The sequence below is a fragment of the Candidatus Woesearchaeota archaeon genome, from assembly GCA_018303425.1.
Classification (GTDB): Archaea; Nanobdellota; Nanobdellia; order Woesearchaeales; family JAGVYF01; genus JAGVYF01.
In genome coordinates this window covers 16,552-28,802 of sequence record JAGVYF010000020.1, presented here as the reverse complement: position 1 = coordinate 28,802, position 12,251 = coordinate 16,552, and the positions used below count along the sequence as shown (strand labels likewise).

Genomic DNA, 12,251 nt, shown 5'->3' with positions numbered 1-12,251 from the left:
GGCTGAGCCATTTCTGTGCCCAGAATCAAAGATTCTTGGGTACGAATAGCATGTTCGCTTTGCTCACCCCCTGCCGTATTTTGAGCACAGTCGAAATTCTAAAATAATCATCAGTAGTGAAATCACTTGTCAATACTTACAATTTTGTTGTAAGTTAGGAACGAAGTGACTTAAGACAAATGGAATTCCGATGTTTGAAACATAAAGTAGCCAAGAACGGTCGTTAAAAGTTTAACTTTTAACTGCGGAATGAAGCGAAATGACAGCATTATAGTCATTGTTAAATCTGAAGATACTAATTGACAATGAAACTACTCTGGACAGCGCCCTAATATAGAAAGGTATTTAAAATAGATTCTCCTAATTTTATTGTTATGTTTAAAAAAAGAGGTGTATAAAAATATGGATGATCATGGATTTGTAAGACAACCTTTCTCGGCTTCTTTCTTAGTTGTAGGAGTAGTTGGTTTTTTTGTTAGCCTTTATGCTGTTATATATTCATTTTTAGATTTAACATGGGGTTTACTTTTTATGTTAATGTTTGCAATTTTTGCATTAGCTGCGCTTAAATCAATTAAAACTTTTAGCACTTTAAAAACAATTCCCGTGAAAAAAGTTATCAGGAATATTGCTAAAAAGAAAATGGGAAAAGCGGTTAAGAAAGTTGTTAAAAAGAAGCCCGCAAAAAAGCGTAAAAAAAATTAAATATCATTTACCCCGGGTTATTTATGTGCAGTGGGTTGTGAGTGGTGGAAGAGATAACTTGTTTTTGTTTGACTTATTTTTTTGAAAAAGCGTTTAATATGTCTGCTTTTGTAATCAGACCGGATAATTTTTCTTTGTCTTTTATTAATATCATTGGATAATGTTTTAATAAATTTGTAACTAATTCAATTGGGCATTCAGGGCTTATTATAGGAGGGCATTCGTCCATAATTTCTCTAACTTTGATTTTACTTAGTTTGTCAGTGTTAATTGTTGATAATTTTTCAAGGAGTATGCTTTCAGTTATAAGTCCAATTGGGTGATTACTTACTATAGGCATCTGAGATATTTGATAGTTCTTCATAATTTGGATAGTTTCTAATATTAGAGTTTCAGGCTTAATTGAAATAATTTCTTTTTGCATTATATCTTTAATTTGGATTTTTTCTTTGATGATAATGTTATTAAGCGCGTTAAATATTTGCATAGTTTTAGAATATGTTGGATCAATTTTGTCCGCTTCAATTTTTGCTATCAATGATTGAGAAACTTGAGCTTTATTGGCTAGCTCTTTTTGTGTTAAGTTTAAACTTTTTCTTAATCTTTTAATTTCGGATATATTTTGCATATTCATAAAAAGTCCGAGTTTATTTATATTCTTATCGGAATATTTTAATCAAAAGTTTATTTATACTATTTAACGGCGTTAATTTGGTATGACGCTGCTTGATATATTAAGAAAAAATGAGTTTACCCTGTCAGTTGAACTTGCGCCTCCGAACGGAGGATTTGATATATGCAAATTAAAAGAGACTGTTGCAGCATTTAATCAGTTGGGTGTAGATTTTTATAGCATGACGATGGGGGCAGCTGGCAACAGACTGAAAAAAGGCACTATTTCATTGGCGCATAAAGTCCAAGATTGGACTGGTAAAAATTGTATAGTGCATTTAACCTGTTTGGGGTATGATAAAGAAAGGATCGAAGAAGAAGTTGTTAATATGCATCATCTTGAACTTGAGAATATTCTTGCATTAAGGGGTGATTTGTCAATGGAGAAAAAAAAAGAAGGCGCAGTCGTAGAGGATTATTTAATTGATTATAGATATGCAACAGATTTGATTGCGCATTTGACGAAATTGAATAATTTTTGCATTGGTGGCGCGGCATATCCGGAAGGTTATGGCGTTGATAAAAATATTTCTACAGCAGTTTTAAGGCTAAAGCAGAAACAGGATGCGGGCGCAAAGTTTGCAATAACCCAAATGCTTTTTGATGCTGAAATTTATTTTATATTTGTAGAAAAATGCAGAGATGCCGGTATTTCAATCCCCATAATTCCTGGTGTGTGGATGATTAAGTCGTATGATAATTGTCTAACTGCTGAAAAAGAACCATTTTATGTAACTGTACCGGACAATCTTCAAAATTTATTTAAAAGCGTTACAAAAGAAGAAGGTAAACAGATAGGTTTAGACCATACTTTTAAATTATGTCATGAATTAAAAGAAAAAGGGGCTCCGGGTGTGCAACTTTATTTGTTAGGCGCTGATAATTATAGTTTAGATTTATTGAGAAGATTAAAAAGGTGATTTATATGCAAGGAAATTATTTATTTAGTTCTGAAAGCGTGACTGAAGGCCATCCTGATAAAATTTGTGATAAAGTGTCAGATGCTGTATTAGACGCAGCACTTTTGCAGGATCCAAACAGCAGAGTAGCTTGTGAAACTGCAACAACAACGGATTATATTCTTTTAATGGGCGAAATTACGACTAATGCTATACTTAATTATGAGAAAATTGTAAGGGACACAATTAAAGGGATAGGTTATGTGCATGATGATATAGGATTTAATGCTGAAACATGTAAAGTTGACGTAAAAGTTCATGCGCAAAGTCCTGACATTTCGCAAGGAGTCACTGAAGGCCAAGGCTTGTTTAAGGAACAGGGCGCAGGTGATCAGGGTTTGATGTTTGGTTATGCTGTAAATGAAACTCCGGAGTTAATGCCTCTTCCAATTTCATTGGCGCATAAGTTAACACAATATTTGACAAGGGCAAGAAAAACAGGTGAAATTATATATTTACGTCCAGATGGGAAAAGTCAAGTTACGGTTGAATATGAGGATAATAAACCTAAGCGGGTTGTATCTGTAACAATTGCAACTCAACATGAAGAAAGACCATATGAGGAAATTAAGCGTGATGTTTTAGAAAAAATTATAAAACCCGTGTGCGGTAAATATATTGATGAGAATACTGAATTTTATATTAATGCGACAGGTAAATTTGTGATTGGAGGACCGAATGGTGACGCAGGGTTAACTGGCAGAAAAATTATTGTTGATACTTATGGGGGCATGGGGAGACATGGAGGCGGAGCATTTTCTGGTAAAGATCCTAGTAAAGTTGATAGGAGCGCGGCATATTATTGCAGGTATGTTGCAAAAAATATTGTTGCATCTGGTTTAGCTGATAGGTGCGAAATTCATGTTGCTTATACTATCGGAGTTGCAAAACCGCATAATATTACGGTGTATAGTTTTGGCACGGGAAAGCTTTCTGATAAGTATTTAAGTAAGGTGGTTGAAACGGTTTTTGATTTTAGGCCTGCTGCGATTATTAAAGAGCTTGACTTGAAAAAGCCATGGTATAAGGAAACTGCGGCATATGGTCATTTTGGAAGGAATGAGTTTCCTTGGGAACAATTAAATAAAGTTGAAGAATTAAAATATGCTGCAAAAACTTTTTTTAACTAAAATTGCATTTTCCATCAGTGTATTTCACTGGTGGTGTATAAATTTAATTGATAATTAAAATATGTTTTCTAGATTTTCTTTATTTTTTAGGTCTATGTTGCCAGGGGTTATGTCTATTAACGCAGATGGTGCTTCGCCGCCGTGCCATGTAAACCTTGGTCTAATTTTTACTTGATAAATTCTTTCATTTTGGTCATCTAGTATAACAGCTGAACCCACCAATCTTGGTAAAGCTGCAAATTGCTTTCCAAGGTCTTCACGCATATATGACTGAGTTAACATACTAAGCGCATCTATATCTATTCTTGCCGTAATCCTGTGACTGATTATTATGTCTGATTGAGTCATCACATCAGTATGGATCTTTCCGGGCTGCTGTGTTGCGAGGATTAAAGAAATACCGGGCTGTCTTCCTTCTCTTAGTATAGTAACAAGCGAATCAGTTGCGCTTGTTTTGCCAAGGTTAGGTAAGAATTCATGAGCTTCGTCAATGATTAGCCACACTAGTGGTTTTTGTTCATATGTTTCTACTTGCCTAAAATAATGTTCAGCGCTCTGAATCGCGCGAAATTCTTCATTTTTTCTAGAGACCATCCTGTCAATGAACAGTTTTTGCGCAATTAGCCCAATAACTAAAGATTTAATTTCCCAGCCATTAGGGATCGTTGCATAACAACTTACATCAATTACTGTAATTTTGCCGCCCATTACTAAATCTTTGAATGGTGTACCATCTTTACTAAATACACCCCAGGATATTGCGCTTTTAAAATGGTTAACAGCTGCTTGTATAAAATGCGGTTCAGAATTTTGATCAGATTTGAGTTGTTTTAATATGTCCTCAATATCATATTCTTTTTTATTTTTTTTAATTTCTTCAATAGCCGCTTCTATCAAAACTGATACAGGGTTGGTTGCATCTAATCTAAAACTCATCATCCAATCTTGCGCAGAAAGTTCGTTAGGTTTTATTGAATAAGGATAATCTGTAGGGATCCCTCTTTCTTTATATTCTTTGAAGTATCCAACAGGAGTAAATATTTGTACGTTTAAACTTTTACCTTCAAGTCCCCATTCTTTTAATAACGTGTCATCTTTATGATTGGGATATTTCATTGTCCAGTAAATGCCCATTGTATCCAGGAATATTGCGCTAAGATTTTTGGCAATTTCAGGTTCAAGGTTTGCAATGCCTTCAGCTATGACTCCCATTGTATAGGATTTTCCTCCCCCTCTTTTTCCACAAACAAATACCACATGGGATTTAGATACATCAAAATAAAGGTTATTTGCCAATGAAGTTATTTGTCCCATTTGTACAAATTGTCTTGCAAAAAAAATCGTGCCCTTTTTTCCATATTTTTCAATATCTGATTTCTTTCTTCCAATAACTATATCATAAGTCATTCTTTTACTATTGGTTTATTAATATAAAAGCTTTATTGTGATAGGCCTTGTCTAAAGTTATTCTATTATCGATTAGTGTGCTCACATTTCATTAGATGAGCAAGAGAATTCTTGCAGAGATTAAGCGGATTTTTTGATATTAATATACAGACAATTGACTTTTTGGACAACACTATAGATAGATACGGGAGTAGAGAAATCTTTATTTATAAGTTTAATTTAAATAATTCATTAAGTGGGATTTTGATGGAATTAAATAATTGCTTTGATGATTATAAAAAAAAGAAATTTAAATTAAAGTATGGCCGTATTATTTTTTTGCTTTTATTAGTTGTAAGTGTTGTGCTTGTTTCAAAAAATTATACTGGCGCAGTTGTATATGATAATACTGGTCTTGCAGCAAGTTTTGGAGACCATAAAATCACTTTGGAAGAATTAAACCAAAAATATGATCCTTTATCTGATTATTATCAAGCATTAAATATCACTAAGGAAGATGTACTTAATAGAATGATAGAAGAATTTTTATTGATTGATGCTGCGCATGCAGCGAAGTTTGTTGTAACGGAAGATGAATTAATTAAAGTATTACAGACGATTAAAGATGAGCTGGCTATGAATGATTCTGAGTTTGGGAATTACTTAATTGAACAGGGTCTTAAATTAGAACAATTTTTAGTCTCTTTAAAAAATAAACTTTTAATTGACTCTTTCTTAGAAAAAACTTTGTTTAGTAACTTTTCAATTTCAGAGTTAGATTTAAAAGATTATTATGATACTAACTTTAAATTTTTTGTTCAACCTGAAAGAGTTAAAGCAAAGCATATTTTAATAGTTCCTGAAGATGGAAAAGAAGATGAAGCTCTTGCTCGCATTACAGAATTGCAAGAAAGAGTTGAAGCTGGTGAAGATTTTACTGAACTGGCTAGGAAATATTCTGAAGAACCCAACGCTGTTAATGGCGGAGAGTTAGGTATATTTGGCAGATACGGTATGGATGAAAACTTTACAAAAGTTGCTTTTTCAACACCTGTCGGGCAAGTTTCTGGACCAGTATTAACTAAATTTGGTTATCATATTATACTTGTAGAAGATAAATTTCCAGAAGAAGTTGCGAGGTTTGATGAAATTAAAGAGCAACTTAAGTCTGCTATTGAAGGTGAGAAACGCAATCAGATATTTTTAATTTATATAACTCAATTAAAAGCTCAATCGAATGTTGAAATTTATTTGGAAGAATAAATTTTATTTTTTGAATATAGTTAACTTCACAGATTAGCAATAGCTATACATATATTCTTGATGTTAAATTTTATATGCTGAATAGATTTTTATCGTTTCCAAGCAATATCAAATAAACAGTCTAGCGCACTTGCAAAATATTTACTATGGCTCCAGATTCCTATATCATAATTAGGATGTACGTCTTTATCGTCTAATACCATAAAGGTTACTTCTTTGCCATCAACTGTGCAGAATCTTGCATTTATGTCTTGTATTTCTTTAATCTCGGCTAATCCTTTTAATTCTTCCTGTATTAATTTTCTAGATTCATTGTCTAAAGGCGCAGCAATTCTTATATTGACTCCTTTATTTTTTAATTCTTGAAAAGCTTGTTTAAGGCTTTCAATTTTTCTAATAAGGCCCTGAGAAGTGGTCATTATATTAACCTTATTTTCAGCTTTCCTGATTGATTCTTCTAAATGATCATATAAGTTTCTTCGGCCCTTTAGTGAACCTGCAAAATCGCTGGGTTCTATCACTTCAATACCTTGATTATGCAGAGTGTTAAGTTCTTCTAATAACTCTGTATCTTTTAGGTTGTCAAGTCTTTTTATTTTTTCATCCGCTTCATTTTTCATATTTTTTTTAACGCGATTAATTACTTCGGGGGGTGAAACTGCTAAATATTTAATCGGCTTGCCTAATTTCATTACAACGAAACCTTTTTTTTCAAGTGATTCCAAAATGTCATAAGATCTAGATCTTGGTACATTGGCAATATCAGAAAGTTCACCTGCAGTTGAGACTCCTCTTGAAAGGAGAGCTGCCCAAACTTTTGCCTCATAAAGATTAAGCGCAAAATATCGTCTAAGATTATTTAAAAATTCTTCTTTAACTATCATTTATTATCCCCTATTTTCTTATTATTAAATAGATGCAGCACTTATATAAATGTTTGGTTTTAAGGTAATATAGTTTAAGGTAATAATAAAGTATATTTTTAAAAGATTAGTTTTGGTTTTGTTGCTTTTTTAGTATATCAAGAGGAACTATAAATGAATTAATTTAGCATCGTGGGAAAGAACTAATTTTTCGCGCTTGATTTTTAATTTATATTTTAAGAAATTTAATAGTTTAATCTATATCTTAGAATTGCAGCTATACCCCCAAGGCCGTCTAATTTTTTACCGCCATCATGTGTAGATGATATGATGTTTATATTACCTTGGCTTTTATCAATTAGTTTTAGAATTTTATCAATTTCGTTATAGACGTTATCTAATCTGGCTTTTTGGATGAATTTATCCGTTATCAATAATTCTCGTATTGCCCCTAAATCGGATGCATTTTTTACTTCTATCAATCCATAAGCTGATTTGCCGTCGATAGATATTTCTTTTAATAATTCTTCAACAATAATAATTTCTTTAGCCACTCTGTCCTGTCTAAGCACCTGTTGAGTTTCAGGCCTTTTCAGTACTTCATTTATTGTTGTTTCCTTTGCAGCTGAACAGGTTACAAGTGTAATTCTTTTTCTTAATTCCGGATCTGATATTAATTTAATTACTTCATCCTTCCAAAAAGCAGGGCTGGCTAAAAGAACTTTTTCAATTTTGTATCTTGAAACATATTCATTAATATTATTAATAATGTCTTGATAAAAAGTGTTTTTTTCAACTGCTCTTTTATCTTTTTTTTCTACATCTCCCTCAACTGATGATAATAATTTGTAACCTGATTGTTCAGAAATTGCGAAATATGCTTCTTCTCTATCCATAACACATATTAAAATTTTTGGCAGTATTGGTTCAGATGCTTCTTGTAACTTTTTGATTTGGTAAGTGTACCATCTTTGTTTTTGGATACTTATACAGGAATTTTCTTCAAGATTAAATGAGTGGTAACTTCCTTTTGCTATATCTTCAGGGCCTTCAATAATTGGTCCTAGCACTCTTAAAGATTCAGCAGTGTACTCTAATTTTTCAACGTTAATCTTGATATAAACCGATTTTTTAATAATGGCTATTTTTCTATCGCCTGATTCTCCTAATTTGATTTTTCTGATGGTTTTGCCACTGATAATATCCCCCGGAGAAATTAATTGGCTTAAATACCATAAATCATCGCGGTTCGTAATTTGTATCTTTACAAAGCCTTTGCTCAGATTTTTATTGATAATTTTCATGTTATTTATATCTATAAAAGGAGAAGATTTAAATAGATTTAGTATCAATAATATACTATATATATTTAGTAGGTGATATCAAATGTTTAAAAAAAAGGCTCAAGAAGGCGGCGGCGGGGCTGCTATTTTAGTTTCATTAATTGCATTATCAATTTTAGTTTACCTTTTGTTTATACCTCCAGCAATACGTCAAAGTATCCTTGACGGAAGCGATTACGGAAATGATTCTGAATCTGGCGAAGTTACAGCAGGGGGGTCTGTATTATTGCTTGAAAATTTAGGAATGGTTACTGAAGAAGGAAGTTCTTCGTTTTCACATACCATCTCAAGTTTAAATCTTTATGTACGGACAGAAGGGCAATTATTAGAAAACTTTGGTGGAATTGCTATTGCAAGGTCTGTATTTAGTGAAAAGTTGAAATCTGTGCCTTTTTTTATAAAAGATTTAGATAATATAGATAATGTCCTTTTAAGTTTTAATGTGTTAACAGCTGAAGGAGATTTAATTATAAGGTTAAATGGTGAAGAAATATTAAATAAGAATGTTGAGGGCTCAATTGAACCTATCTTTTTAAGGAAATCTTTACTCAAAGAAGCTAATCTTTTAGAGTTTGATGTTACAGGTCCCGGGATATTATTTTTCTTAAAAAATGATTATGAGCTTACTGGTGTGGAACTTAGGGCAGATGTAACTGATATTTCACATAAAGAAACTTCAACATTATTTTATATGGATTATGATGAGAGAGCTATCATGAGAAGAGGGGAACTTTATTTTTATCCTTACTGCAGCGCAGATGCTGATACTTTAACTGTAAAGTTGAACGGTGTAAAAGTATTTTCAGGTTTGCCTAATTGCGGATATGTTAACCGGTTTGAAATATCTCCTGAACAAGTTGTAGCAGGAAGCAATGCTATTGATTTTGAAATTGCTGATGGCCAATATAATATTGACAGGATTAGGTTTGATACCGAACTGAAAAATAAAAAGAATCCGATTTATTATTTTGATTTAAATGAAGATCAAATGTACAATTTGACCAACAGAGGTTATGATGTATACTTACAATTAAAGTTTACAGATGAATACGAATCAAGAGAGGGCAGAATATATATTAATAATAATATTAAATCTTTTGATACTAGTGATGTTAAATATATTACAAAAATAAGTTCGTTTGTAGATGAAGATTTTAATTCGGTGAAAATTGTGCCTGAAGGCAGTTATGATATTAGTGAGTTAAAAATTTGGTTAAAAAAATGAAAAAATAAATTTTCAAAATTTAAAACTATAAATTTCAAATGATGAGCTTTAAATCAAAGAAAGAGTTAAAAAAGAGGATAGGTAATGGCAACAGCAAGTGGCTCTAATAGTTTGGTCAATTTATTCACCGTTTTAAATCCGTTTACATTATGGGAAATATTTAATAAAGGCAATATCAAATATAAGATTGCCATTTTCTTTGCAGGAATCTCGGATTATTTTTCAATATTGAGAATTATTTTGGATTTTTTTAGTTGGGGAAGTTTAGCATTTATTTTGGAAGTCGTTGAAGCAATCTTAACTATTGCCAACACAATCCTTTTGCCTTTAATGGGGTTTTCCATAAAAAAAGAATTATTTTTTGAATTTATTCCCGGTTTAGATGCATTCCCATTTTATAGTTTAATTGTTTATAATCTGTTCTTGAGTGATCCAAACAGCCAGTCCCAGACTCCTATTGCGCAGCAAACAACACAGCAAACAACACAAGTCCAATCTATGCTTGTGCCTAATCAAACAACTGTTTCATTTAATAAAGTTTTGATAGTATTTGCTACAATGATTTTAATGGGGGCGATGTTAATGTTTGGCGGTTCTTTAGGGCTTATTGGTTCATTTATTCTCGTAGTTTTTTTAATACTGTGGTATAGCGGCAAATTACAAAAATTAGGTTTTATTCCGATTTTTTTAATTATGGGCACTGTATTTATGGGATTTTTTGTTTTAATTGGTTCTTTGAATATCCCCGGATTACCCGGGCTCTACACAAATGCAGGCAATTTGCCCGGCACTGTTGTTCAAACTGGATCTCAAGCATTAGAACAAGCACCCACTTTGTTGGCAAAAATCGGAATTTGGCTAAAAGGAATTCCGAGTACATTTGAAAAATGGTGGGAAAGACAAAAAGCAATTGCAACCGGTGATTATTATACTGGCAACGTAGACAAATATGCTAATAAAAATTTAGGAGTTTTTTTGAAAGAAGTGAAATCAGGAGAAAAAGAATATTATTTGGGTGAATCAAGTCAAGGTCCGCCAGTACCAATTGAAATATTTGGCCAGATAGAGGGAGCAAGTTTAGATGTTGATGACTGTGAAAGTTATTTAAACGAAGAAGAGATTTTAAATTTAGGTTATACTGGAGAAGAATTAAAAGATTATTATAGCTCGCAAAATCGGCTGTATAAAAATAAAGAAGACTGCGAATTAAATCAAAAAGTTGAACTAGAATGTAATTTAACTAATAAACATGTATCAGGCAGAGTCAACCCTCCCAGTTTAAATTTATTTGATATCCAAGGCGGAAGCACTGCTGTTGATTGCAATATTCCTGCTGATAAAAACGATCTTGTCAAAATTAAAGATGGTTCAGAGGTAGTTGATTTTAAAGTCAGATTTCCATTTGTAACAAAATCGTACATTAAAACTTATTTTATGGAAACTCAAAAATTACGGGATATGAAAAGACAAAAACTTAATCCATTGGATGAATATAAAATCACCGATAAAAAGCCTGTCGCTGTATATACAGGTGGTCCGATTATGATTGGGCTTGGCATTATAGATGAATTACCTTTAACAGTGAGTTTATCTGAATCTGAACAACAAAGGACGTATAGGTTAGGGATTACCATTGAAAATAAATGGAATGGAAAAGTTTCAGGGATTGAAGAATTAAGGGTTATAATACCTAAAGAGTTAGTCTTTGAATGTCCTTTATTTGATTTTGTTGAAGGTGAGGAAAATAATTACTTATTAAACGATATTGGAAAAAAACAAGTTATTGGTTCAGGGGGCATTGCTTCTGCTAAAACTTATAATTGTCGAATTTTTGCTAAAGATATTGAATCTGCCCGCAGTTTATTGAACAACATTCCGTTAGTTACGAAGTATGTTAAAGTTAGTGCAAAATATAAATATGAACTCGAAGAATCAACAACTTTAAGGTTAAAGATTGGTGATGGCCTTAAGAAATCTTTAAGTGATTGTACAACAACTTGTGATGATTATGATGGATGTTTTTGTGATGCGGATTGTGAAAAAGGGGGGTATAAAACTGAAGCAGTATTTGAAAAGAATTGCAATGGTGACTATATTGTTTTAAACTCAGTAAGATGCATTTTGGGACTTTTGAGCGGAAGTGAATGTGGTATGGTGAGTAGCTCTGATGTATCTACGGCAAACAATTCAAAACCGGGAAGCATATCTGGTTCAAATTTAAAAGTGTTATCAAGATATGGCAATCCGAGTCAAATGGAACAAGTTTATGGGCCGTATTGTGATGTAAAAAATTATCCGATTATAAGTTATTCAATTATAGGTGATATGAGTTTGAATCCTAAGGCAGAATCTGCGTTTAAAACAGCTCTTGCATTAATTGAACAAGATGGTTATGGCGGTTTAATAAAAAAAGATTCAGGTTGGGGACATTATATTTGCAGAAACGTAAGAGGAGGAACTACGTTTTCTGCGCATGCATGGGGCGTAGCAGTAGATATAAATGTTCATATGGGGCCAAATGCTAAAAGAAGCGCTGATGGGAAAAGTATTGAAGATTATGATAAGTTAGAATCTACTAATTTTAAGATTGGCGGAGCTTATGAGCCTTTAAAGTTTTTGGCGGATAATTATTTTATTCCTGCAGGGATTGCGTGGGGCGGGTATTGGCAAGAGCCGGATCCTATGCATTTTGAGGCAACATGAAT

Annotated in this window: 10 protein-coding genes; 6 read left to right on the top strand and 4 right to left on the bottom strand. The window is 32.6% G+C overall.

Annotation, left to right across the window (positions count from 1 at the left end; translation table 11 throughout):
- Positions 1 to 402 precede the first annotated feature (402 nt).
- Positions 403 to 705 (top strand): hypothetical protein, encoded by a 303-nt coding sequence (locus J4418_03405; protein ID MBS3113103.1) that lies wholly within the window; start codon positions 403 to 405, stop codon positions 703 to 705.
- 73 nt (positions 706 to 778) lie between these two features.
- Here J4418_03405 and J4418_03400 read toward each other — a convergent pair whose 3' ends face one another.
- Entirely contained in the window at positions 779 to 1,333 is a 555-nt protein-coding gene (locus tag J4418_03400) for a CBS domain-containing protein (protein ID MBS3113102.1), read from the bottom strand.
- A gap of 88 nt (positions 1,334 to 1,421) precedes the next feature.
- Between J4418_03400 and J4418_03395 the strand changes: the two genes are divergently transcribed.
- Both J4418_03395 and metK read left to right on the top strand, forming a co-directional pair.
- Positions 1,422 to 2,297 (top strand): methylenetetrahydrofolate reductase, encoded by an 876-nt coding sequence (locus tag J4418_03395; GenBank protein ID MBS3113101.1) that lies wholly within the window; start codon positions 1,422 to 1,424, stop codon positions 2,295 to 2,297.
- Between the two features lie 5 nt (positions 2,298 to 2,302).
- On the top strand, positions 2,303 to 3,466 hold the full coding sequence (metK, locus tag J4418_03390; GenBank protein ID MBS3113100.1) for a methionine adenosyltransferase: 1,164 nt from the start codon (positions 2,303 to 2,305) through the stop codon (positions 3,464 to 3,466).
- 54 nt (positions 3,467 to 3,520) lie between these two features.
- On the opposite strand, the gene J4418_03385 is transcribed toward metK, so the two are convergent.
- Positions 3,521 to 4,873 (bottom strand): ATP-binding protein, encoded by a 1,353-nt coding sequence (locus J4418_03385; GenBank protein MBS3113099.1) that lies wholly within the window; start codon positions 4,871 to 4,873, stop codon positions 3,521 to 3,523.
- A gap of 246 nt (positions 4,874 to 5,119) precedes the next feature.
- Here J4418_03385 and J4418_03380 point away from each other — a divergent pair, with 246 nt between their 5' ends.
- Positions 5,120 to 6,115, top strand: coding sequence for a peptidylprolyl isomerase (locus J4418_03380; GenBank protein MBS3113098.1), 996 nt, complete (start codon positions 5,120 to 5,122; stop codon positions 6,113 to 6,115).
- 89 nt (positions 6,116 to 6,204) lie between these two features.
- Here the strand turns inward: J4418_03380 and J4418_03375 are convergent, their stop codons facing one another.
- Both J4418_03375 and J4418_03370 read right to left on the bottom strand, forming a co-directional pair.
- Complete coding sequence (locus tag J4418_03375; protein MBS3113097.1) at positions 6,205 to 6,999, bottom strand: TrmB family transcriptional regulator; 795 nt, start codon at positions 6,997 to 6,999, stop codon at positions 6,205 to 6,207.
- A 224-nt stretch (positions 7,000 to 7,223) separates the two neighbouring features.
- The gene (locus tag J4418_03370; GenBank protein ID MBS3113096.1) at positions 7,224 to 8,282 is read right to left on the bottom strand and encodes an mRNA surveillance protein pelota; all 1,059 of its coding nucleotides are present in this window, start codon (positions 8,280 to 8,282) and stop codon (positions 7,224 to 7,226) included.
- 82 nt (positions 8,283 to 8,364) lie between these two features.
- Between J4418_03370 and J4418_03365 the strand changes: the two genes are divergently transcribed.
- Positions 8,365 to 9,546, top strand: a complete 1,182-nt coding sequence (locus tag J4418_03365; GenBank protein ID MBS3113095.1) for a hypothetical protein — start codon at positions 8,365 to 8,367, stop codon at positions 9,544 to 9,546.
- 84 nt (positions 9,547 to 9,630) lie between these two features.
- On the top strand, positions 9,631 to 12,249 hold the full coding sequence (locus J4418_03360; protein ID MBS3113094.1) for a M15 family metallopeptidase: 2,619 nt from the start codon (positions 9,631 to 9,633) through the stop codon (positions 12,247 to 12,249).
- The last annotated feature ends 2 nt before the right edge of the window (positions 12,250 to 12,251 follow it).